Genomic DNA, 23,490 nt, shown 5'->3' with positions numbered 1-23,490 from the left:
GTCCTACGGCGGCAGGGCGCGGGCCCGCGTAACGTGACCGGCAGGGAGGATTTCATCATGCGCAAGGCCCTGCTGGCCGGCGTGCTTGCCGTATGCGCAGGCAGCGCCGGAGCCGAGACCACCATCCGCATCGGCTACCTGTCGGTGGCACAGCCCGCGCCGCCGGTGCTATCGAACCTCGATCCGCGGCCCGACGACCTCGGGCTGGCGGGGGCGCGGCTGGGACTGGCCGAGAACGCCACTACCGGGCGCTTCATGGGGCAAGACTGGAAGCTGTCGGAAACCGTTGTGCCCGAGGGGGGCGATGCGCTGGCGGGCGCCCGCACCGCACTGGCGGGGGCGCGGCTTCTGGTGATCGACGCGCCTGCAAGCACCCTTCAAGCTATTGCAGACCTGCCCGAGGCGAAAGGCGCTCTGCTGTTCAACGCCACCGCGCAGGACGGCGAGCTGCGCGACGAAGGCTGCCGCGCGAACCTGCTGCACACCATCCCCTCCCATGCCATGCGCACCGACGCGCTGGCGCAGTTCCTTGTCGGGCGGCGCTGGACCGACGTGGCGCTGATCGAAGGCCCCCACCCCGAGGACGCCGCCTTTGCCCGCGCCATGTCGGCCTCCGCCGAGAAGTTCCGGCTCAGCCTCGTGGGCCGCAAGGACTGGCGCTTCGATGCGGACATGCGGCGCAATGCCAGCGCCGAGGTGCCGCTGTTCACTCAAGACCTGGACGATCACGACGTACTTCTCATCGCTGATGAGGTCCATGATTTCGGCCGCTACGTCGCTTACAACACCTGGCTCCCCCGCCCCGTCGCCGGGTCCGAGGAACTGGTGCCAGAGGGCTGGTCCCCAGTGGTCGAGCAATGGGGCGCGGCGCAGCTTCAGGGCCGGTTCGAAGAGGCCGCCGCCCGCGACATGCTGCCCGAGGATTACGCCGCATGGGCCGCCGTACGCACCCTTGGCGAGGCGGTCACCCGCGCGGGCGGCACCGAAACGGACGCCTTGCGCGCCTACATCCTGTCGGATGCTTTCGAGCTTGGCGGCTTCAAGGGAAGCCCCCTCAGCTATCGCGCCTGGAACGGTCAGCTGCGCCAGCCCATCCCCATCGTGACGGACCGCGCCGTCGTCGCCACCGCCCCGCTCGAGGGGTTTATGCATCAGGGCAACGAGCTCGACACGCTGGGGCTCGACGCGCCCGAAAGTGCCTGCACCGCCTTCACGGAGACTTCGCAATGATCCGCACCATGACCGCCATCCTCGCGCTTGCCGCCTCGCCCGCCATCGCGGACGAGATCTGGGTCACCAACGAGAAGGACGACACGATCAGCGTCATCGACGCGGAAACCTTCGAGGTCACCCGCACGATCCCCACCGGGGAACGCCCGCGCGGCATCACCTTCAGTCACGACTATTCCCGCGTCTACATCTGCGCCTCCGACAGCGACGCGGTGCAGGTGATGGATCCGGTGTCGGGCGAGATCCTGCACGATCTGCCCTCTGGCGAAGACCCCGAGCAGTTCGTGCTACACCCCGATGATCGGCGGCTCTACATCGCCAACGAGGATGATGCGATCACCACCGTGGTGGATACCGAAACCCGTCGGGTGATCGCCCAGATCGACGTCGGGATCGAACCCGAGGGCATGGCCGTCAGCCCCGATGGCAGCACGGTGGTCACGACCTCGGAAACCACCAACATGGCGCACTGGATCGATACGCAAACCGAGGCGATCTTTGCCAACACGCTGGTGGACAGCCGCCCCCGCCACGCGGAATTCGTCAAGGACGGTGCGGAACTGTGGGTCTCTGCCGAGATCGGCGGCACGCTGACGATCTTTGATGCGGCCACGCAGGCGGAGAAGGCCAAGATCAGCTTCGAGATCAAGGGCGTGCACGAGGACCGCCTGCAGCCCGTGGGATTCGAGCTGACGCCGGACGGCAAGACCGCCTTCGTGGCGCTTGGGCCGGCCAACCACGTGGCCGTGGTCAATGCGGAGACTTACGAGGTCGAAGATTACCTCTTGGTGGGCCGCCGGGTCTGGCACATGGCCTTCAACGCAGATCATTCGCTGCTTTTCACCACAAATGGCATCTCGGGCGACGTGACGGTGATCGACGTGGCCGCGCGCAAGCCGGTGAAAACCATCAAGGTCGGCCGCTTCCCCTGGGGCGCGGCACTGCGCCCGACGGAGGGATGACCATGCGTCTGTGGGCCCTGTTTTTGCTGCTGGCCGGCCCAGCCATCGGGGACGAGCTGGGCACCACCAACCCCGAGGAGCTGACATGGCAGTCCCTGCGCGACAAGGCGGCGCGCGGCCAGACCGACATGATGACCTGCGCCTCAGGCTACCTGATGACCAAGTCCGGAGATCACGCCACCGCCCGCGCGATCTTCGAAGCCTGCGCCGAAGCGGGTTATACCGGCGCGATGACCTGGATGGGCTACATGGAGCAGAATGGCTTTGGCGGGCCGTTCGACCCCGATGCCGCCGCCCGCTGGGACCGCCGCGCCGCCGAGGCGGGCGATCCGGTGGGGCAGTTCAACTACGGGCTGGACCTCATGCGCGGCTTCGGCGTGGCGCAGGACGAGGCCGCGGGCCGGGCGCTGGTGGACCGCGCCGCCGAAGCGGGGCTGGACATCGCGCGGCGCCTGCGTGGCGCGGGGTACGATCTGGACGAGGTGACTCCGGACGCGGACAATTGGCGGTATGCCCCGATGTTCTGAGGGCAGGCCTGGAAACCTGCTGGTAAGAAAATTGAGGCAGTCTGACGATACTCCGGAGCAGTCAGGCGACCTTATGACCCTTATCACGACCGAAACGGGCGATCCGCAGATCCTTCGGGTGGCCGTGACCCGCATAGATTCCGCGATTGCCATCCAGTTCAAGGATGCGGTACGCGAACTCGTCTCTCCAGAAGTGGGGCGCGTCGTGCTCGACCTCAATGCCGTGGATTTCATCGATTCGAGCGGGCTTGGCGCCATCGTCGCGGCGATGAAAGGAATGGCCGACCACCAGAGGTTCGACCTCGCCGGTTTGCGGCCCATGGTCGACAAGGTGTTCCGCATGACCCGAATGGATTCGATCTTCGTCATTCACGACACCGTGGATGCCAGCCGCGCAGGCGCGGAGAACTGACCGGTGCCCCTGAAAGGCCAGCCACGATGCCCCAACCTGTGACCGAGCAGACCATGCTGGACATGTCGCTCGAAAGCACCCCCGTCGCGGTGCGCGGGGCGCTGGCCAGGGTGGTCGAAACGCTCTGTTGCATGGGTTGGGATGAAGAACCTCGGGGCACGGTACAACTGGTCATCGCGGAGGCACTCAACAACATCGTTGAACACGCCTACGGCGCCGGGTGCCCCGGCCAGATCAGTCTCCGGCTCAGGGCGACCGCCGAACTGGCAGACATCGTGATGACCGATCACGGCATGGCCTTGCCGGGCGCGACACTGCCTGGCGCTGCCCCGGCCCGACTCGACGTGCCGCGCTACGATCTGCCCGAGGGCGGGTTCGGCTGGCAGCTGATACGCGGGCTGTCCGACCGGCTGAGCTATCGGCACAGCAACGGCGTCAACCACCTCGAAATCCGGATCTGTCGCTGTTCAGGCAAATGACCTGCTGGTGACCAACCCCATGCCAGCCGCGGCGCTTGGCGATCCATTCCCCTCCCCATGAGACGGCCCGGCAAAGCCTGTTCAAGCAAGCTCTGTCTCCGGGACGGGCCCTTCGCGCGCATCCATTCTTGCAATGGCCCTGACTTTTCTCGAATGCGCCCGAAAGCGATCTCAATTCAGCCCGATTCAGACGCCATAAGAGAAGGGTAGCTGCTTGAAGCTTCCCTCGGCGCCGCGCCGTTTCAGCCCCCACCCAGTGCGTGGCGCCGAGGCTCTAATCCCCCCACCCTTCCCCAAAGATGCCAATGGCGCCACCCCGATCGCGAGCGGGCTCCTATCGTTGCGCGCGCCGATGGCAGAGCGCAGGGTGCCGACCTCTCGGGGCGGGGAACCTCGCGGTTCCTTGACCACGAATGCTGCATCACCGCTATCAAGCCCGCAGAAAAACACCTGAATTCCACTGCCTGACCACATTGCAGCCGGATTCAGCGGCGATGGTGTAAGGGTAGCTGCTATATGGCTTCCCTCGGCGCTGCGTCGTTTCAGCCCCCACCCAGTACGTGGCGTCGAGGTACTTCCCCAGCATCACCGCTTCCCAAGGCACCGCTTCAAGGCAGGCAGCACGGCGCGTTCGGACTGGCGGCCCTGTGCTGGCAAGCAAAAGCGCGCGGGCGGGACATCAATCAACGCTCAAAGTCCCGCAAAGCACATTCTACCCGAACACGCTTCGCTCCCAGACCAGCCTTACGCGATTCCCCTCACGGTCGGATGCCACCGTCTCGGCCAGAGAGCGCCTGGCGCGGAGCTTTGCGCAGCCCCAGGACCGCCCCCGTCCAGCGCGGACGCCAAACAGCAAAAGGGCGCCTCGAAAGGCGCCCCATTGCATGTTGTCTTCCGGATCGGTCAGTAGCAGTACTGCGCGTAGATCTTTGAGAGATCGCCATTCCAGTCACCGTGGTAGTGGTCGAGCAGCTCGTCCGACAGAACCTTGCCCGTCTCCACGCTTTCCTTCAGCGCGTTGAGGAAATGAGTCTCGTCGGGCAGCAGGCCACCGGCCCCTGTGCAGGCCCGGGATTTCAGCCCGGCTTCGGCGATCTGCAGCGTCTGCGCCGCAAGGTCGTGCATGCGGATGCCGCCGGTCTCGGCCTGCAGGCCCTGCTCGCCCGCGGCCACACGCAGCGCCTGCCGGGTTTCCGCATCCCAGCCCTTGACCAGATCATAGGCCGCATCCAGCGCCGAGCTGTCATAGGTCAGGCCGACCCAGAACGCCGGCAGCGCACAAAGCCGGCGCCACGGGCCACCATCGGCGCCGCGCATCTCGATGAATTTCTTGAGGCGCGCTTCGGGGAAGATCGTGGTGAGGTGATCGGCCCAGTCAGACAGGGTGGGCACTTCGCCCGGCAGCGCCGGGAGTTTGCCTTGCATGAAATCGCGGAACGACATGCCCAGCGCGTCGATGTACTTGCCGTCGCGGTAGACGAAATACATCGGCACATCGAGGGCGTAATCCACGTAACGCTCGAAGCCGAAGCCATCCTCGAAGACGAAGGGCAGCATGCCCGTGCGGTCTTCGTCGAGGTTGCGCCACACCCAGGAGCGGTAGCTTTTCATGCCGTTGGGTTTGCCCTCGAAGAAGGGCGAGCTGGCAAAGAGCGCGGTCGCCACCGGCTGCAGCGCCAGCGCAACGCGCATCTTCTTGACCATGTCCGCTTCGGAGCCGAAGTCGAGGTTCACTTGAACCGTGCACGTCCGGCGCATCATGGTGCGCCCGGCGGTGCCGACACGCTCCATGTAATTGTCCATCAGCTTGTAGCGCCCCTTGGGCATCAGCGGCATCTCGTCATGCGACCATTCGGGCGCGGCGCCAAGGCCGATGAAGCCCACGCCAATGGCGTCGGCGATGCTTTTGACCTCGCGCAGGTGTTCGTTCACCTCGTCGCAGGTCTGGTGAATGGTCTCGAGCGGGGCACCCGACAGCTCCAGCGCGCCGCCCGGCTCGAGACTGACGTTGGCGCCGTCCTTGGTTAGGCCGATCAGGTGGCCGCCCTCTTCCACCGGCGCCCAGTCGTATCGGTCGCGCAGCCCTTCGAGCACGGCGCGGATCGAACGCGGGCCATCATAGGGCAGCGGCTCGTGGGTGTCGGTGAGATAGCCGAATTTCTCGTGCTCGGTGCCGATGCGCCAGTCGGCTTCCGGTTTGCAGCCCTTGGCGAGATATTCGGCCAGCTGTTCCTGAGACTCGATCGGCCCGCCGCCGGTCTGGGGAATGGACATGAGGGGGCTCCGATTGTCTTGTACAGTCTGCGTGTTGGAGGTCAGGCTTGGGCGCAACGCGCGGCGATGTCAATGCAGACGGATGTGTGCGTTTTCGCGCGGAACGGCTTCCCAGATGGTCACCGGACGCGTGCCGTCCTTGCGCATCTCGGCCAGCATCCGTTCGGTTTTCAGCCCCGGCAGCGTGGCAAAGGCATCGAACAGCGCATCGGCGCCTTCGGCATTGAGGGGGATGGCAAGGTCCGGCTCCCCGGGGCGATGCAGCAGCCAATGGGGCGGTTTTGCTGACGAATCAAGCACAACGCGGGTAAGATCCCCAAGGTCCGCAGCCCCTCCGGTGAGCGGTCCGAAATAGGCAATGCGCCCTTCCACGATCTGCACCACCCCCGGCCCGCCCGATCCGGTGCGGAACCGTCCCTTCTGGAGGCCTGCGACCAAAAGAAGCGCCCCGGCGATGGCTACCGCATAGCCGACCCAGTGCAGCAGTCCACCGCCGGTGAAAAAGCCCCAGTAAAGACCCAGCGCCAGAACCCCGAGCCCCCAGAGCGCCTCGGCCCAGCGGGCGATGGCGGCGCGCGCGGCGGGGCGGATCATGCCCAGTTCCTCATTCCCGGCCCCTCACGCCCAGTCCCCCTGAGCCACCTGCCACAGGGTCAGCGCCGACACCGCCGCCGTGTCCGCCCGCAGGATGCGCGGGCCAAGGGCGATGACGCGGGTCTGCTCCATCGCGGTCAGGGCGCGCCGTTCCTCGTCCGAGAACCCGCCCTCGGGGCCGACCAGCACCGCCGCGGGGGCCGGAGCCTCGGCCAGCGTACCGGCACGGCTGCCCACTTCGGCCTCGTCGCAGAACACCAGCGCGCGCTGCGCCGGCCAGTCCGCCAGCAGCCGGTCGAGCCGGGTCAGCTCGGCCACTTCGGGCACGAAGAGCGCGCCGCATTGCTCGGCCGCCTCCATGGCATGGGCCTGCAGGCGGTCCTGCCGGATACGCTCGGAATTGGTGAAGCGGGTCTGGACCGGGACGATGCGCCGCACGCCAAGCTCGACCGCCTTTTCAACGATGAAATCCGTGCGCGCCTTCTTGATCGGCGCGAACAGAAGCCAAAGATCGGGGGGCACCACCTGGGGGCGCAGGGCTTCGCGGCAGACGGACTCGCCGCCCTTCTTGCCCGCCTCGGAAATCTCGGCCAGCCATTCCCCGTCCTGCCCGTTGAACAGCTTGACGAGACCGCCAGTGGACATCCGCATCACGGAAAAGAGATAATGGGCCTGTTCCCGCGACAGGGGGACAGGTTGTCCCGCACCAAGCGGGTGATCTACAAACAGCCGAACCTTCGCAGTAGTCATGAGGCGCACCATATGTCCCCCAACCACACAACGCCAGAGGCAGATGGACAGGTCCGCGATGCGGTGCGCGGCAACTGGGTCGACACCATCGCCCCGCGCTGGAGCCGACCTTACCTGCGCCTGAGCCGTGCCGACCGGCCCATCGGGACATGGCTTTTGCTGCTGCCCTGCTGGTGGGGGTTGCTGCTGGCAATGGTGTCCGATGGACAGGCAAGCTGGTTCGATGCGTGGATCTTCGGCTCCTGCGCGGTGGGGGCCTTCCTGATGCGCGGCGCGGGCTGCACCTGGAACGACATCACCGACCGTGACTTCGACGGTTCGGTGGCGCGCACCGCCTCGCGGCCCATCCCCTCGGGGCAGGTCAGCGTGAAGCAGGCACTGGTCTGGCTGGCGCTGCAATGTGTGATCGCGCTTGGCATCCTGCTGACCTTCCCCGCCATGGCCATCGCGCTTGGCGTAGTGTCGCTGCTGCCCGTCGCGGTCTACCCCTTTGCCAAGCGGTTCACCTGGTGGCCGCAGGTGTTCCTTGGCATCGCGTTCAACTGGGGCGCGCTGCTGGTCTGGACGGCGCACACCGGAAGCCTCGGGCTTCCGGCGGTGCTGCTTTATCTTGCCGGCATGGCATGGACGCTTTTCTATGACACGATCTATGCGCATCAGGACAAGGAAGATGACGCGCTCATCGGGGTGAAATCCACCGCCCGTCTCTTTGGCGAAGAGGGCACGCCCAAATGGCTGGCCCGGTTCCTCGTGGCCACCGTCGCGCTCATGGGGTTGGCCATCGTTGCCGCCGCCCCGAGCGGAGAGATCCTGACGCTGGTGATCCTCATCGGCGGGCCTTGGGCGATGGGCTGGCACATGATGTGGCAGATGCGCCGCCTCAAGCTGGACGACCATGACCGGCTGCTTGGCCTCTTCCGCTCCAACCGCAACGCGGGCCTGCTGCCTGTGCTGTTTTTCGCCGCTGCCCTGCTGGTCTGATTGCGCCGGGGGCCACGTGCCCCTATCAGTCGTCCACCAAGAACAAGAGGAAGACCTTCCATGCGCCTGTCCCGCATCGGCATTCCCGTACTCGCCTTCATCATTGCCGCCGGACTGTGCGTCCTTGCGGCATTCTTTTCGGTGAAGGCGGTCGAAGACAGCTCTCTCGAAGGAGTCGAGACCGCGCTGTCCCTCGAAGAGCTGGATTGGGCCGAGGTTGACGTGAATGGGCTTCAGGTCTTTCTCATCGGCGAGGCCCCGGACGAGGCGGCCCGCTTCGAGGCGATGACTGCCGCCGGAACGGTGGTCGACAGCGCCCGGGTCATCGACCAGATGTTGATCGCCGAATCCGAAGGCATCCGCCCGCCGGAGTTCTCAGTCGAGATCCTGCGCAACGATGACGGCATCTCAGTCATCGGGCTGATCCCGCGCGAAACCGACCGCGAGGCCCTGATCGAACGCTTCACCGGCATCGCGGGCAGCTCGGGCGAGGTGTCGGACCTGCTCGAGATTGCCGATTTCCCGGCGCCCGAAGGCTGGCGCGAGGCTATCGACTTTTCCATGCGCGCACTGCGGGACCTGCCCCGGTCCAAGATCTCGGTCAGCGCCGATCACATCGCCGTCAAGGCCATGACCGACAGCGAAAGCGCCCGCCGCCGGGTCGAGGGCGATCTGCGCCGCCGCACCCCCGATGGAGTCGAGCTTGCGCTCGACCTGTCGGCACCGCGTCCGGTCATCACCCCCTTCACCTTGCGCTTCCTCATCGACGAGGACGGCGCCCGCTTCGATGCCTGTTCGGCCGATACAGAGGCCGCACGTGACCGCATCCTGTCCGCCGCGCGCGCGGCCGGCGTCCCCGAGGACGCCAACTGCCGCCTCGGCCTCGGCGTGCCCTCGCGCCAGTGGGGCGACGCCGCCGTCATGGGCATCAAGGCGCTGCAGGAGCTCGGTGCTGGGTCGATCACCTTCTCCAACGCCGATGTGGCACTGCTGGCCGAGGAAGGCACCGACGAGGCGCTTTTTGACCGCGTGGTGGGCGAGCTGGAAAACGGACTGCCCGACCTTTTCGCGCTTAACGCGGTGCTGCCCGAAACCCCGGACGAAACCGATGCCGGCCCGCCCGAGTTCACCGCGACCCTGTCGCCGGAAGGCTCGGTACAGCTGCGCGGCCGCATCAATTCCGAGATCGCCCGCCAGACCGCCGACAGCCTTGCACGCGCCAGCTTCGGCTCTGAAGCGGTCTATACCGCCGCGCGGGTGGACGAGACGCTCCCCGCCAGCTGGGCCGCCCGTGTGCTGGCAGGCCTCGAGGCGCTCGGCGAGCTGTCGAACGGTGCAGTGCGCATCACCCCCGACCTCGTGAGCGTGCGCGGCAACACCGGCAACCCCGACGCCTCCGACGAGATCGCCGCGCTGTTGGCGGACAAGTTGGGCGAGGCCGGTGAGTTCGAGATCGACGCCACCTACCTTGAAAAGCTCGACGCGTCTCTGGGCATCCCCACCCCGCAGGAATGCGTGGCGCAGATCCGCGAGATCGTCGGAGATCGCAAGATCACCTTCGAGCCGGGCTCGGCCAACCTCGACGCCTCGACCGCCGACGTGATAGACGACATCGCCGAACTTCTGCAGCTGTGCGGCGACTTCCCGCTCGAGGTGCAGGGCCACACGGACAGCCAGGGCCGCGAGGAGATGAACGAACAGCTGAGCCAGGAACGCGCTCAGGCGGTGCTCGACGCGCTGCGCAATCGCCGCGTTCTGACATCGGCCTACCGCGCCGTGGGCTACGGCGAGGAACGCCCGATCGAAGACAACGCGACCGAGGCGGGCCGCGAGGCCAACCGCCGGATCGAGTTCACCCTGGTGCAGGCCGAGCCGGCGGAAGAAGACTCTACGGCGCCGGAAGAACTTGAAGAAAGCGCCACGGAAGGCGATACCGGGACTGACGAAGACGGCGAGAATACCGAGGATGGCAGTAGCTCGGACGACGCCGACAGCCCGGAAGAAGGTACAGGCGAATGAACAGAACGGAATTCGTGATCGCGACAGCGATCATCCTATTTGTGGCATTTTGCCTTGGCTGGTTCGCCAACTGGCTCGTTCATCGCTTCAAGCGCATCTCCCAGGCCGACGTCGATCAGCTCGAACGCATGAGCCAGGAGCTGCACGAGGCCGAGGAAACCCGCGACCAGGCAATCACCTACCTGCAACAGCGCGAAGCCGAGCTGACAAACCAGCTGGCCCAGACCGAAGCAGAGTTGTCGGCGGCCATGGAAGGCCTGCGCGAAGCCCGCCGCGAGGCCGAAGAGCTGCGCGTGTGGATCGAACGCAGCCAGGGCGGTGCCGCCTGAACCACGGGCCAGCGTTCTTACACCGACAATCTTCGCGGCAAAATCACACTTGCCCTGCATCATTCCGCCGCGCCCCCTCAGGCGCGGCTTTTCTTTCGTGGACACGGGGCCTATGACCCGCGGTGAAAGGGAGGTTCCCCATGGCACATGTCACGCTTGTCCGCCACGGACAGGCCAATTCCAGCGCCCGCGACGAGATCAGCTATGACCGGCTCAGCGAGCTGGGCTGGCAACAGGCGCGCTGGCTCGGCGCACATCTCGATGCCACCGGGGACCGCTTTGCCCGCGCCTATTGCGGCACGCTGCGGCGTCACCGCGAGACCTTCGAGGCGCTCGGCACCGATCTCGAACCGACGTTCGATGAGCGGCTCAACGAGCTTGAATACTTCACCATGGCCCAGCTTTTCGAGGCACAGCACGGCGTTGCCCTGCCCGAGGGCCGCGAAGAGTTCGTGCGTCACATGCCGCTGATGTTCACCGCATGGGCCGAAGACCAGCTTGATGGCGCCCCCGAACCATTCGCCCATTTCGAGGCGCGGGTGTCCGAGGTGCTGCACGAGATCGCCGCAGGCGAAGGCCGCGCGCTCGTGGTAACATCGGGGGGACTCATCGGCTTTGCCATGCGGGCGACCATGGGCCTCGGGATGGGCGCGCTGGCACATGCCTGCATCGCCATCGAAAACACCTCGGTCCATCGCTTCCAGCCGCTGCCCTCGGGCCTCGTGCTGACGCAGTTCAACGCGGTCCCGCACCTCGAGGTGTCGGGCCGCACCCATGCCCGCACTCACATCTGAGTGCGCCCTCCGGCCCCCGGCTCCTCCGCCGGGCGCCACAGACGAAACGGAGAAGAGAGGATGACACATCTCTGGGTCAGGTCAGAGCCCCGCCCCAACGAGGATCGCGTCGGTATCACGCCCGAGGGCGTGAAGGCGCTTATCGCGCGCGGCATGACCGTGACGGTCGAGGAAAGCACCTCGCGCATCATTCCCATCGACGGCTACGCCGCGGCCGGGGCAAAGATCGCCCCCGAGGGCAGCTGGCCCGATGCGCCGCGCGATGCGCTGATCTTCGGCCTCAAAGAGCTGCCCGACGACGGCACGCCGCTGGTCCACAAGCACATCATGTTCGGCCACGCCTACAAGGGCCAGCCCGCCGGTCAGAAGCTGCTGAAGCGCTTCGCTGCCGGTGGCGGCATGCTGCTTGATCTCGAGTACCTCGTGGACGGTGACGGCCGCCGGGTCGCGGCCTTCGGCTACTGGGCGGGCTACGCCGGTGCCGCCGTGTCGCTGTTCGCATGGGCGGCGCAGGAAGACGGCGACATCTGTGCGCCGGTGTCCGAATGGCACGACGTGCCCGCGATGGAAGCCGCCCTGCGCAGTGCTCTCGAGGGCAAGCCTCTGCCCGAGGCTCTGGTCATCGGCGCGCTTGGCCGTGTGGGCCACGGTGCCACGGACCTGTGCGAAAAGATGGGCGTCGGCGTCACCCAGTGGGATATCGCGGAAACCGCCCACGGCGGCCCCTTCCCCGAGGTGACCGACCACGGCCTTTTCCTCAACTGCATTCTCGCGCGCCCGGGCACGCCGGTCTTCGTGCACGAGACCGCCCCCGAAGAGCCGCGCCGCCTGCGGGTCATCGGTGACATCGCCTGCGATCCCGAGAGTGATTACTCGCCGATCAAGGTCTACAACCACACCACCACCTGGGATGCGCCGGTGCTGCGCGTCCACGATGCGCCGCCCCTCGACGTGATGGCCATCGACAACCTGCCATCGCTGCTGCCACTGGAAAGCTCCGAGGATTTCTCGGATCAGCTTCTGCCATGGCTCAAGCAGCTCGGCGATCTCGAGCGCGGCGTCTGGGGCCGTGCCCGGGCCACCTACCTGAAATACAAACCGGAGGCTGACGCATGATCCATTGGTGCGGAACAGGACTTTCCTCGGTGCCGGGTCTGCGGCGCCTCATCGAAGCGGGCCACGAGGTGACGGTGTGGAACCGCACCGTGGAAAAGGCCCGCGACGCGGTGGGCGATCTGGATGTCGCCATCGAGGCCTTCACCCCCGAGGCGCTGGCCGAAAAGGTGCAGGCCGGTGACGTGATCGTGTCCATGCTGCCCGCCGACTGGCACGTGCAGCTGGCCGAGCTTGCCATCGACAAGGGCGCGCATTTCGTCTCCTCGAGCTACATCGCACCGGGAATGCGTGCGCTTGACGCCAAGGCCAAGGCCGCGGGCGTGGCGCTGGTCAACGAGATCGGTCTCGATCCGGGCATCGACCACCTGATGGCCCATGATCTGGTGCGCGCCTACAAGGCCTCGCCTGCCTTCGACAAGGACAACGTGCTGAGCTTCCTCAGCTATTGCGGCGGCGTGCCGAAAGAGGCCAACGCCTTCCGCTACAAGTTCTCCTGGGCGCCAGTAGGCGTTCTGAAGGCGCTGAAATCCCCGTCGAAGTCGATCCGGCAGTTTTCGGAACTGGACGTGTCGCGCCCGTGGGATGCGCTTGGCCGCTTTGACGCGCCGCTTGATCCGCCCGAGACCTTCGAGGTCTACCCCAACCGCGACAGCCTGCCCTTCATGGAGCAGTACCATTTCGAGAAGGATTGGAAGGTCAAGGACTTCGTCCGTGGCACCCTGCGCCTGAACGGCTGGTCCGAGGCCTGGAAGGACGTCTTCGCCACGGTGGAAACCGCCAGTGACGACGAGCTGAACGCCCTTGCCGCCGAGCTTCTGGAAAAGAACCGCTACGAGCCGGGCGAGCCCGACCGCGTGGTGCTGTGCGTCTCGCTGAAGGCCGAAGAGGACGGCGAAACCGTCTGGCACAAGACCTGGGTGATGGACGCCTGGGGGGACGAGCGTGGCAACGCCATGGGCCGCCTCGTGTCCGTGCCGGTTTCCATGGCCATCGAAGCGGTCCTGAACCGCGAGATCGCGCCCGGCGTCCATGCCGCCCCCTCGGACGAAAAGCTGGTGGGCCGTTTCATGGACCAGGTGCAGGTGCTGGCGCAGCGCCTGATGCTGGTGGACCAGGCGTAAGCCATCGGCCCATCGCGGGACGAAATGAAACCGGGGCCACGCGGGCCCCGGTTTTTTTGTCCTGATTGTCGCTGCGCCCTCAGCCCCGGCGCCGCCTGCGGCGTCCGCTGTCGCCGCCACCGCCGGTGTTGAAGCTGACCTCGGGCAGGGTCACCTGCCCGCGCAGTTCCGGGAACGGGTCGGAGGCGTGCGGGATCGCATTGGCGGCGACGAAATGCTCTTGGAAGCGCGGTTCGATCGCCGTCTCGACCTTGGTGATCCGGTGCACCTCGGCCTCGATCTGGCGGCGGGCGGCAAGGTTGCACAGGGCGATGCGCGCCCCCGTCCCCGCCGTGTTGCCCGCCGAGGTCACCTTGTCCAGCGGCACATCAGGGATCATGCCCAGCACCATGGCGTGCAGCGGCGAGATATGCGCGCCGAAGGCCCCGGCCAGCACCACCCGGTCCACCTTGTCCACGCCGCGCTCGTCCATCAGCAGCCGCGCGCCCGCGTAAAGCGCCGACTTGGCCAGCTGGATCGCCCGGATGTCGCCCTGCGTCACGGTGATGAGCGGCCCGCCATCGGCGGTGCCGTCATGGATCACGTAGGAATGGGTGCGCCCGTCGGCGATGCAGCGGGCGCTGCCGGTCTGCTCGGCGGACCCGATAAGCCCCTTGGGGTCGAGCACCCCGGCGATGCGCATCTCGGCCACCGCTTCGATTATGCCGGATCCGCAGATGCCGGTGATCCCGGTGCGTGCCACCGCCTTGGCAAAGCCCGGCTCGTCGGACCAGAACTTGGACCCGATGATGCGAAAGCGCGGCTCCTTCGTTTCGGGGTCGATGCGGATCGCCTCGATGGCGCCGGGCGCCGCCCGCTGCCCGGAACTGATCTGCGCCCCCTCGAAGGCCGGCCCGGTGGGCGAGGAACAGGCAAGCACCCGGCTGGTGTCGCCCAGCAGGATCTCGGCGTTGGTGCCCACGTCGACGATCAGCACCATGTCCTCGGACTTGCCCGGCTCTTCGGACAGGGCCACGGCGGCGCAGTCGGCGCCCACGTGGCCGGCGATGCAGGGCAGGATGTAGACCTGGGAAGATGCGGGCAGCGTGGTCAGCCCCAGCGTGGCCGCATCAAGCTCCATCGCCGACGAGGTCGCCAGCGCGAAGGGCGCCTGCCCCAGTTCCACCGGGTCGATGCCCAGCAGCAGGTGATGCATCACCGGGTTGCATACGAACACCGTCTCGAGGATCTGCGCCGGGTCGATCTTCGCCTCTTCGGCAATTTCCGAAACAAGGGTCGAAATCGCCTCGCGCACTGCCGCCGTCATCTCGGCATCGCCGCCGGGGTTCATCATGGCGTAGGACACCCGGCTCATGAGGTCTTCGCCAAAGCGGATCTGCGGGTTCATGATGCCGCTCGAGGCCACCACCTCGCCGGTGTCGAGGTTCGTCAGGTGCGCCGCCACTGTGGTAGACCCAAGGTCGATGGCCAGCCCGAAGATGCCGGTCTCGTGCAGGCCCGGCCAGACGGCGGTGATCTGCGGCTCGGCCTCGGCGGCGCGCTTGTGCAGCGCCACGGTGACCTTCCAGCCCCCCTTGCGCAGCACGGTCTGCAGGCGGGTCAGGAGCGGCAGCCCGATGGTCGCGCCTTCGATGCCCCACTGCTCCTTCAACGCCCGGCGCACCCGCTCCAGATCGCCGGTCGGCTCGTGCATGTCGGGCTCGGTCACCTCGATATAGTAAAGCCGCGTGGCCGGATCCATCTCGATCACCCTGGCGCTGGCGGCCTTGCGCACCACCTGCCGGTGCACCTGCGAGGTCTCAGGCACGTCCACAAGCAGATCGCCCAGGATTTGCGCCTGGCAGCTCATCCGCCGCCCCGGCTTCAGACCGCGTTTGTCGTGGTAGGCCTGCTCAACGGTGGTCCATTCGGACAGCGCCGACGGGTCCGAGTGGATGCCATGCTTGGAAAAATCGCCAAAACCTGGCGCGACCTGGCACTTGGAACAGATCCCGCGCCCGCCGCAGACGGAATCAAGATCAACCCCAAGCTGGCGCGCGGCGGTGAGCACCGGCGTTCCCACCGGGAAACGGCCGCGCTTGCCCGAGGGCGTGAAGACGACGAGGGGATCCTTGCTCATGACGACACCTGTCTTGCTGCTTGGCCGCAACATAGGCTCCCTGTCGGAAAGCGAAACCCGATAAACTAGTCCGCGTCCAGCCAGCGCAGGATATCGGCTCGGTTGCCGTCAAGCTCCGGTGCTGCCGGGCGGGCCGGCTTGTCCTCCATCCCGGAGATCTTGATCGGGTTGCCCGCCGCCTTGAAGGTCGCCCGGCCATAACGGTCGAGCACGTCGACGATCATGTTGCGCGCCGCCAGCTGTGGGTCCTTCATCACCTGCTCCATGCTCTGGATCGGCGCACAAGGCACCCCGGCAGCCGTCAGCCGCGCCAGCCAGTGGGTGCGCGGATGGCCCAGCGTCACCGCCTCGATCAGCCGCTTGAGCAGGCGGGCATGCTGCAGTCGCGCGGCGTTGTCGACAAAGCGTGGATCATCCGCCAGTGGTAGTTCCAGACACATGCACAGCCGCTCGAACTGCGCATCGGTCCCGGCAGTAATGACGAACGGCCCGTCCGACGCTTCCACCGCCTCGGATGGCGCAATGGCCGGGTGGCGCGAACCCGATGGCTGCGGCGCGGGGCCGATGGCGCATTGGGTCACTGCCTGCTCCATCAGCGCCACCTGCGCGTCCAGAAGGCCCACGTCGATGCGCCGCCCCCTGCCCGTCCGCTGCCGGTCGAAGAGCGCCGCGAGAATGCCATGGGCAAGGAACATGCCCCCCGATAGATCAGCCACCGAACTGCCCGCCCGGAGCGGCGCCCGCGATGGCCCGGTCATCGCCATGAGCCCGCCGCGCGCCTGCACGATGGCATCATAGGCAGGCCGGTGCGCATCGGGGCCGGTCTGGCCGTAGCCGCTCACCGAGGCGTAGATCAGCGCAGGATCGCGCGCCGAGAGCGTGTCCCAGTCCAGCCCGTGCCGCGCCATGACGCCCGGGCGGAAGTTCTCCACCACCACGTCGGCACGCGCCAGCATCCGGTCCAGCAGCGCCCGGTCGTCCGGGTTCGTAAAATCCAGCGCGATGGACCGCTTGCCCCGGTTCACGGCGGCAAAGTAGCCGCTCTTGCCATCCTTGAGCGGAGGCATCCCGCGCGCGCCGTCACCGCGGCCGGGGCGTTCGATCTTGATGACCGAGGCGCCCATGTCCACAAGGATCACGGTGGCATAGGGTCCGGACAGGATCCGGCTGAAATCAAGAATGGTCACGCCTGCAAGGGGTAGCGACATGGGCCTTTGGCTCCTTATGTCGGTGTCTGCTCTCCTACAGGCTCACCCGAAGCCCGCCACCGCGCAAGCGCTGGATTCCGCCTGCGCCAAGCTGTGACATCCTTGCGCCGCCCTGTGCTTCTTCTCTTTAAAAATACGCGAAGTTCCCGCCCAACCCGCCAATGCTGCGGGCATGGAAGACGCACCCCAGCAGGTTCATCAACACCTGCGCCGCGAGAATCGCCGTCGATCCTGTGGGATCGTAATCGGGCGCCACCTCCACGAGGTCGATCCCCACCACCGGATGGTCCCGCGCCACCGCCTGCAACAGCTCGAGCACGTCATAGTAGAGGAACCCGCCGTGGCTCGGCGTCCCCGTCCCCGGCGCGATCGACGGGCAGAAGGCGTCGATATCCAGCGTGATATAAACCGGCACCCCCTTGGGCAGCCGCGCGGCCACTCCCTGCGGCCCGAGCGCCCTTGCCTGCCGCACCGACAGGATGTCCGATCCCATCTCCCGCGCGGCCTCGTAGCCTTCGCGGGCGGTGGAGGACACGTTGCGGATGCCCACCTGCGTGAGCCCGCTCACCCAGGGCTTTTCGGCGGCACGGCGCATGGGGTTGCCGTGGCCCCGCGTCACCCCGTGGCGCTCGTCCACGAAATCGAGATGCGCGTCGATCTGCAGCACATGGAACGGCGCGTGGCCCTCGTAGGCCTCGATGCAGGGGATGTTGACCGAATGGTCACCCCCGATCACCACCGGCAGGGCCCCCGCCTTGAGCGCGGCCTCGACCCCGGCGCGGATGTTGGCGTGGCTCTTCAGTGTGTCCGTGTGGATGATATCCGCATCGCCCATGTCGACGATGCGCACATCCTCCCCAAGGTAGGTGACATCATCCTCGTGGTCATAGGCCCCCGCGTGACCAAAGGAGAACAGCGTCGACGCCTCGCGCACACTGCGCGGCCCGAACCGCGCCCCCGCCCGCCACTGGGTGCCCGCATCGAAGGGCGCGCCGAGGATGGCCGCGTCTGCCTCGATGGCATCCCAGTCGGCCACGTACGGCTTTTTCGCAAAGGTGCAGATGCCGGTGAAGGGCAAGTCCAGCCGCCCGCCCTGATATCCATGCGCCATGTCGCGCCCTCCTGTCGTGAAACGGGCCGCCCGATGGGGCGGCCCGCTGGCATCAAAGCACCTCGCGCAGCACCTTTTCAAGCCGGGCCACGGTGCCGTCTACGTCCTTGAGCTTGTCGAGACCGAAGAGCCCCAGCCGGAAGGTCGAGAAGCCCGCCGGCTCGTCCACCTGCAGCGGCACGCCCGAGGCGATCTGCGTGCCCTTGGCCGCAAAGGCCTTGCCCGACTTCACCTCCGGATCGTCAGTGTAGCTCACCACCACGCCCGGCGCGGCAAAGCCCTCGGCCGCGACCGAAGCGACGCCCTTCGACGCCAGCAGCGCCCGCACCTTGGCGCCCAGCTCGAACTGCGCATCCTTCGCGGCGGCAAAGCCCATGTCCTTGGTCTCGACCATGGCATCGCGGAACATGCGCAGCCCGTCCGTGGGCATGGTGGCGTGATAGGCATGGCCGCCCGCCTCGTAAGCCGTCATGATGTCGCGCCATTTCTTCAGATCCATGGCAAAGCTGTCCGACGTGGTCTCGTCGAGCCGCGCCAGCGCCCGCTCGGACATCATTACCAGCCCCGCGCAAGGGGTCGCGGACCACCCCTTTTGCGGTGCCGAAATCAGCACATCCACCCCGGTTGCCTTCATGTCGACCCAGGCACAGCCCGAGGCGATGCAATCGAGCACCATGAGCGCGCCCACCTCATGCGCCGCTGCCGCAAGCGCGGTGATGTAGTCGTCGGGCAGGATCACGCCTGCCGAGGTTTCCACGTGGGGCGCGAAGACGATCTGCGGCTCTTCGCGGCGAATGGTCTCGACCACCTCCTCGATGGGCGCAGGGGCGAAGGGCGCGGTGACGGTGTTGGCGGTCTGGCGTGCCTTCATCACCGTGACATCGCTGCCAAAACCGCCAGCTTCGAAGATCTGGCTCCAGCGGAACGAGAACCAGCCGTTGCGCACCACCACGGCCTTCGCGCCCTGCCCGAACTGGCGGGCGACAGCCTCCATGCCGAAGGTGCCGCCGCCGGGCACCAGCGCCACGCCATCGGCACCGTAGACCTCGCGCAGCATCGACGAGATGTCACGCATCACTTCCTGAAAAGCGCCGGACATGTGGTTGAGGGATCGGTCGGTGAAGACCACCGAGAATTCATCAAGACCGTTGGGGTCAACATCATCGCGCAGCGGCATGGGCATGCTCCTTTTTGGCTTTGCGCCATGGCTACCGCAGCGGGCGCGCAGGTGAAAGGCTCGACGTCGCACGTGACGGTGGCGCCCCCTCCCGCCGCCCGCACCTCAGCCTGCCGGACCGGGCGGAACATGCGGGATTGAGGCCGCCTCAGCGAACAGGGACGGCGGGCGGGGCGACTGCCGCAGGCGAGCGCCGCTCACCGCCGCTCACAGCGGGCCGGGCCTGCGTTCTTCGCTCAGCATGACATTGGCCTCGACATTGCCCACCGACGGCAGCGTCATGATCCGCCGCCGCAGCACCCGTTCGAAATCCGGCAGATCGCGCGCGACCACCCTCAGCCGATAATCGAAGGCACCCAGCACGTGGTCCACCACCTGCACCTCGGGGATCGCTCGCACAGCTCTTTCGAAATCCTCGAGACTCACCCGTCCTTTGGTCGCCAGCTTGATGCCAAGGAAGACAGTCACGCCGAACCCAAGCCGTTCAAGATCGAGATCAAGCCGCGCGCCCCGAAACACGCCCGCATTGCGCAGCCGCTGGATGCGCCGCCAGCAGGCGGGCTGCGACAGGCCAAATTGCCGTCCCAGCGCCCCGGCGCTGGCGGTGGCATCGGTTGCAAGGGCGCGCACCAAGGCCCGGTCGATATCATCAAGCTCGATCACAGCGGCACCGTCTCATCTGACTTCACCAGGCTGACATGCATCAGCGCCTCAATGTCGGACATGTGCGGCAGCACCAGCAGCCGCTCGCGGTAGAGCCTCTGGTAATCGGACAGATCCCGCGCGATCACCGCAAGCCGCAGGTCCACCGTGCCGAGGAAGGTCTGGATCTCGGTCACCTCGGGCACCAGCCGGGCCTCGGCAAGGAACTCGTCGAAGGCACGCGGTTCGGTTTTGTCCAGCGTCACCCGCAGCATCACCTCGATGGAATAGCCCAGCACCGCCCAGTCGATCACCCCGCGCACGCCGCGCAGCACCCCGTCCTCACGCAGCACCGCGAGGCGGCGCGCCAGCGTCGAGGGTGTGACCCCTGCCCGCTCTGCAAGATCGGCCATCGGGGTCTCCGGGTCGGCTTGGTACTGGCGCAGTATGCGCCGATCCGTGTCATCCAGCATGAAATCACCGAAAAATAAGAATAACGAGAATGACTTTTCATCATCTGTCGAAATAATCAAGAAGAACGCAATCGCTATCCGCAACGCCCCATCTATAAAGCGCCTCACAAACAAGCTGCGCAGCCTCGATTTTGCGCAACAAACGAGCCAAGGAAGGACGACAACATGCGCGTTTATTACGACCGCGATTGCGACATCAACCTGATCAAGGACAAGAAGGTCGCGATCCTCGGCTACGGCAGCCAGGGTCACGCTCACGCCCTGAACCTGCGCGACAGCGGTGCAAAGAACGTCGCCATCGCCCTGCGCGACGGCTCGCCCTCGGCCAAGAAATGCGAAGCCGAAGGCCTGCAGGTCATGGGCATCGCCGAAGCCGCCGCATGGTGCGATGTCATCATGTTCACCATGCCCGACGAACTTCAGGCAGAGACCTACAAAAAGCACGTGCGTGACAACCTCAAGCCCGGCTCGGCCATCGCCTTTGCCCACGGCCTGAACGTTCACTTCGGCCTGATCGAAGCACCCGAAGGCATCGACGTCATCATGATGGCACCCAAGGGCCCGGGCCACACCGTGCGCGGTGAATACACCAAGGGCGGCGGCGTGCCCTGCCTCGTGGCTGTTCATCAGGATGCCACCGGCAAGGCGCTTGAAATCGGCCTGTCCTACTGCTCCGCCATCGGTGGCGGCCGTTCGGGCATCATCGAAACCAACTTCCGCGAAGAATGCGAAACCGACCTCTTCGGTGAGCAGGCGGTTCTTTGCGGCGGCCTCGTCGAGCTGATCCGTTGCGGCTTTGAGACCCTGGTGGAAGCCGGCTACGCGCCGGAGATGGCTTACTTCGAGTGCCTGCACGAAGTGAAGCTGATCGTCGACCTGATCTATGAAGGCGGCATCGCCAACATGGATTACTCGATCTCGAACACCGCAGAGTTCGGCCAGTATGTCACCGGCCCGCGCATCCTGCCCTACGAGCAGACCAAGAAAGCCATGAAGGACGTCCTGACCGACATCCAGCAGGGCAAGTTCGTGCGCGACTTCATGCTCGAGAACGCCGTGGGCCAGCCGACGCTCAAGGCCTCGCGCCGCGCCAACGACGAGCACATGATCGAAGCCACCGGCGAAAAGCTTCGCGGCATGATGCCTTGGATCTCGGCCGGCAAGATGGTCGACAAGTCCAAGAACTGATCTTCCGGATCACGGCGCGCCCTCCGGGGCGTGCCAAATTCCTTCAAGGAATTTGCGGCGCAGGTGGGAGACCATCCGCGCCGTTTCCATTTCCGGCAGATCAGGCCGGGGCCCCCTGGGCAAAGCGGATCATCCGGTCGATCTGCAGCGCCATGGTTCACCACTTGTCCTCGCGCGCGGCCCAGACGGACGATCTCTGCGTGCCCTTTATGCAGACAACTTGATGGGTCGCGAGGCCCTCGGGAAGCAGCGCAGGGAACAGGTCAAAAGCTCCAAGTGGCATGCACATACGAGGTCTCCGTACCGCGGTTCGCCCTCCCTCTTCCCAAGGGCAAACGCACCCCCTCCTCCAGGGCTTCTTAGGGCATTGCAGCTCAGGCCGGATGACAAACCGCTCACTCTCTACCTAACCCAGCCTTAAACGAAACAGGCGGAGGGGATGCCCCCTCCGCCCTACCGCTCCGGCGAGACTCCGTGAAGGGTGTTTTCTCAGAGCCCGAGCGACCCGAGGACAATCACGAGGATCGTCGCCAGCACGGGAATGCAAACCGCCACGACGAAGATGTCGGAGTAGCTTTTCTTGTGGGTCATGCCGGTGATCGCCAGCAGGGTGATGACCGCGCCATTGTGCGGCAGAGCATCAAAGCCACCCGAGGCCAGAGCGGTAACCCGGTGCATGAGGCCCATGCTAACCCCCTGCTCCTGCCCCATCTGCGCGAACTGGTCGCCCAGAGCGTTGAGCGCGATGGACATGCCCCCCGAGGCCGATCCGGTGATCCCAGCCAGCACGTTGACCGCCACCGCGAGAGAGGCCACGGGATTGTCAGGGAACAGCCCCAGCACCGCGTCGCGGATCAGCCCGAAGGCGGGCAGCGAGGCGATGACCGCGCCGTAGCCCACCTCGGACGCGGTGTTGAACACCGGCAGCAGCGAGCCCATGGTCCCGGTGTTGACCGTCTCGAGCAGGTCCTTGAACCGCGACCAGTTGAGCGCGATGGCGAGCACGATGGACAGGGTGAGCGACACGATGATGGCCCAGATCCCCGCCACCGAGGACAGCGTGGTTTCGCCGTATTCGGGGTCCGCCAGGTAATCGGCGGACATCATCGGGATCAGCACGTAGGTGAAAAGAGCGTTGAGCGCGATCACCGTGATGACCGGCGCGATGGCGACCGCAAAGCTTGGCAGTTTGGCGTCGGCGGGAAGCGTGCTGTCGGCGCCGGTCTCTTCATGGGTGCCGTAGCCCTCCCCTTTGCCTTGCGCCGATGCGCGGCGCCGGTTGAGCCAGAGCGTGCCGCCCCCCAGCATGATCACCCCGGCAAGCGTGCCCAGCACCGGCGCGGCAAAGACGTTGGTGCCGAAGAACGGGATCGGGATGGCATTCTGGATCGCCGGAGTGCCCGGGAAGGCGGTCATGGTGAAGGTGAAAGACCCCAGCGCGATGGCCGCGGGCAGCAGGCGCTTGGGGACGTCCGCCCTGCGGAACAGCGCGTTGGCAATGGGATAGATGGCAAAGGCCACCACGAACAGTGACACGCCACCGAAGGTCAGCACGCCGCAGGCCAGCACCACTGCAAGGATCGCCTGCCCCGGTCCCACCCAGTCGACGATGCGTTCCGCGATGGTCCGCGCCGCGCCGCCGTCGGCCATGACCTTGCCAAAAATCGCCCCCAGCAGGAACAGCGGGAAATAGGTGATGATATAGCCGCCAAGGCTGTCCATGAAGATCTGCGTGTAAGTCGCGAGGACCGGCAGCCCCCCAGACAGCAACACCGCCAGCGACGCCAGCAGCGGCGCAAGGATCAGAACGTTGATGCCTCGGTATGCCAAGTACATCAGCAGCACCAGCGACAGGATGATCCCAAATAGTCCCATGGTTTCTGCTCTCCTCCACCATGTATATCCGCGGGTTGAGTTAGCCTTTACCGGATTAACAGCCAGTACACTCACAAAGCTGTCATGAAACCGTTTTTCCCAAGGCGGT

Annotated in this window: 22 protein-coding genes; 12 read left to right on the top strand and 10 right to left on the bottom strand. The window is 66.1% G+C overall.

Annotated features, from left to right (window positions below):
• The first annotated feature begins 57 nt into the window (after positions 1-57).
• From pedA1 to IEX41_RS10925, 5 genes are all read left to right on the top strand, one after another.
• Positions 58-1,230 (top strand): lanthanide ABC transporter ABC transporter substrate-binding protein PedA1, encoded by a 1,173-nt coding sequence (gene pedA1 / locus IEX41_RS10945; protein WP_188790292.1) that lies wholly within the window; start codon positions 58-60, stop codon positions 1,228-1,230.
• Positions 1,227-2,192 carry a YVTN family beta-propeller repeat protein gene (locus IEX41_RS10940; RefSeq protein ID WP_188790291.1) on the top strand — a complete coding sequence of 322 codons (966 nt, stop codon included), beginning with the start codon at positions 1,227-1,229 and terminating at the stop codon, positions 2,190-2,192. Before pedA1 ends, IEX41_RS10940 begins: the two co-directional genes overlap by 4 nt.
• Before the next feature lie 2 nt (positions 2,193-2,194).
• Positions 2,195-2,719: an SEL1-like repeat protein gene (locus IEX41_RS10935; RefSeq protein WP_373285631.1), complete on the top strand. Its 525-nt coding sequence runs from the start codon at positions 2,195-2,197 to the stop codon at positions 2,717-2,719.
• 73 nt (positions 2,720-2,792) lie between these two features.
• Positions 2,793-3,131, top strand: a complete 339-nt coding sequence (locus IEX41_RS10930) for an STAS domain-containing protein (RefSeq protein ID WP_188790289.1) — start codon at positions 2,793-2,795, stop codon at positions 3,129-3,131.
• A gap of 26 nt (positions 3,132-3,157) precedes the next feature.
• Entirely contained in the window at positions 3,158-3,610 is a 453-nt protein-coding gene (locus tag IEX41_RS10925) for an ATP-binding protein (protein ID WP_229673159.1), read from the top strand.
• A 903-nt stretch (positions 3,611-4,513) separates the two neighbouring features.
• On the opposite strand, the gene IEX41_RS10920 is transcribed toward IEX41_RS10925, so the two are convergent.
• From IEX41_RS10920 to IEX41_RS10910, 3 genes are all read right to left on the bottom strand, one after another.
• Positions 4,514-5,884: a glutamate--cysteine ligase gene (locus IEX41_RS10920; protein WP_188790288.1), complete on the bottom strand. Its 1,371-nt coding sequence runs from the start codon at positions 5,882-5,884 to the stop codon at positions 4,514-4,516.
• Between the two features lie 69 nt (positions 5,885-5,953).
• Positions 5,954-6,478, bottom strand: a complete 525-nt coding sequence (locus tag IEX41_RS10915) for a hypothetical protein (protein ID WP_188790287.1) — start codon at positions 6,476-6,478, stop codon at positions 5,954-5,956.
• A 24-nt stretch (positions 6,479-6,502) separates the two neighbouring features.
• Entirely contained in the window at positions 6,503-7,228 is a 726-nt protein-coding gene (locus tag IEX41_RS10910) for a 16S rRNA (uracil(1498)-N(3))-methyltransferase (RefSeq protein ID WP_188790286.1), read from the bottom strand.
• Positions 7,229-7,240: 12 nt separating this feature from the next.
• Between IEX41_RS10910 and ubiA the strand changes: the two genes are divergently transcribed.
• From ubiA to IEX41_RS10880, 6 genes are all read left to right on the top strand, one after another.
• Positions 7,241-8,209: a 4-hydroxybenzoate octaprenyltransferase gene (ubiA, locus tag IEX41_RS10905; protein WP_188790285.1), complete on the top strand. Its 969-nt coding sequence runs from the start codon at positions 7,241-7,243 to the stop codon at positions 8,207-8,209.
• 60 nt (positions 8,210-8,269) lie between these two features.
• Positions 8,270-10,228, top strand: coding sequence for an OmpA family protein (locus IEX41_RS10900; RefSeq protein ID WP_188790284.1), 1,959 nt, complete (start codon positions 8,270-8,272; stop codon positions 10,226-10,228).
• Complete coding sequence (locus tag IEX41_RS10895; protein WP_188790283.1) at positions 10,225-10,557, top strand: hypothetical protein; 333 nt, start codon at positions 10,225-10,227, stop codon at positions 10,555-10,557. Before IEX41_RS10900 ends, IEX41_RS10895 begins: the two co-directional genes overlap by 4 nt.
• Positions 10,558-10,697: 140 nt before the next feature.
• Positions 10,698-11,351, top strand: a complete 654-nt coding sequence (locus tag IEX41_RS10890) for a histidine phosphatase family protein (RefSeq protein ID WP_188790282.1) — start codon at positions 10,698-10,700, stop codon at positions 11,349-11,351.
• Between the two features lie 60 nt (positions 11,352-11,411).
• A complete protein-coding gene (locus IEX41_RS10885; RefSeq protein WP_188790281.1) occupies positions 11,412-12,467 on the top strand; it encodes a saccharopine dehydrogenase in 1,056 nt (351 codons plus the stop codon).
• Entirely contained in the window at positions 12,464-13,588 is a 1,125-nt protein-coding gene (locus IEX41_RS10880) for a saccharopine dehydrogenase family protein (RefSeq protein WP_188790280.1), read from the top strand. Before IEX41_RS10885 ends, IEX41_RS10880 begins: the two co-directional genes overlap by 4 nt.
• 79 nt (positions 13,589-13,667) lie before the next feature.
• Here IEX41_RS10880 and IEX41_RS10875 read toward each other — a convergent pair whose 3' ends face one another.
• The 6 genes from IEX41_RS10875 to IEX41_RS10850 all read right to left on the bottom strand — a co-directional run bounded on the left by IEX41_RS10875 (position 13,668) and on the right by IEX41_RS10850 (position 20,318).
• Positions 13,668-15,707, bottom strand: a complete 2,040-nt coding sequence (locus tag IEX41_RS10875; protein ID WP_188790279.1) for an ASKHA domain-containing protein — start codon at positions 15,705-15,707, stop codon at positions 13,668-13,670.
• 65 nt (positions 15,708-15,772) lie between these two features.
• The gene (locus IEX41_RS10870) at positions 15,773-16,915 is read right to left on the bottom strand and encodes a CaiB/BaiF CoA transferase family protein (protein ID WP_188790278.1); all 1,143 of its coding nucleotides are present in this window, start codon (positions 16,913-16,915) and stop codon (positions 15,773-15,775) included.
• Positions 16,916-17,042: 127 nt separating this feature from the next.
• Entirely contained in the window at positions 17,043-18,026 is a 984-nt protein-coding gene (gene speB / locus IEX41_RS10865; RefSeq protein WP_188790277.1) for an agmatinase, read from the bottom strand.
• A gap of 52 nt (positions 18,027-18,078) precedes the next feature.
• Positions 18,079-19,203 carry an aminotransferase class V-fold PLP-dependent enzyme gene (locus IEX41_RS10860; RefSeq protein WP_188790276.1) on the bottom strand — a complete coding sequence of 375 codons (1,125 nt, stop codon included), beginning with the start codon at positions 19,201-19,203 and terminating at the stop codon, positions 18,079-18,081.
• Between the two features lie 207 nt (positions 19,204-19,410).
• A complete protein-coding gene (locus IEX41_RS10855) occupies positions 19,411-19,866 on the bottom strand; it encodes an Lrp/AsnC family transcriptional regulator (RefSeq protein ID WP_188790275.1) in 456 nt (151 codons plus the stop codon).
• Positions 19,863-20,318 carry an Lrp/AsnC family transcriptional regulator gene (locus IEX41_RS10850; RefSeq protein WP_188790274.1) on the bottom strand — a complete coding sequence of 152 codons (456 nt, stop codon included), beginning with the start codon at positions 20,316-20,318 and terminating at the stop codon, positions 19,863-19,865. The genes IEX41_RS10855 and IEX41_RS10850 overlap by 4 nt, the downstream gene beginning before the upstream one ends.
• Positions 20,319-20,483: 165 nt before the next feature.
• On the opposite strand from IEX41_RS10850, the gene ilvC reads away from it, so the two are divergent.
• Complete coding sequence (gene ilvC, locus IEX41_RS10845; RefSeq protein WP_188790273.1) at positions 20,484-21,506, top strand: ketol-acid reductoisomerase; 1,023 nt, start codon at positions 20,484-20,486, stop codon at positions 21,504-21,506.
• A gap of 489 nt (positions 21,507-21,995) precedes the next feature.
• On the opposite strand, the gene IEX41_RS10840 is transcribed toward ilvC, so the two are convergent.
• Complete coding sequence (locus IEX41_RS10840) at positions 21,996-23,381, bottom strand: GntP family permease (protein ID WP_188790272.1); 1,386 nt, start codon at positions 23,379-23,381, stop codon at positions 21,996-21,998.
• Between the last annotated feature and the right edge of the window lie 109 nt (positions 23,382-23,490).

This window comes from Salipiger pallidus (assembly GCF_014643635.1).
Taxonomy (GTDB): Bacteria; Pseudomonadota; Alphaproteobacteria; order Rhodobacterales; family Rhodobacteraceae; genus Salipiger; species Salipiger pallidus.
Note: the sequence above shows the minus strand (reverse complement) of the source record. Positions and strands in the feature narration are given on the sequence as shown.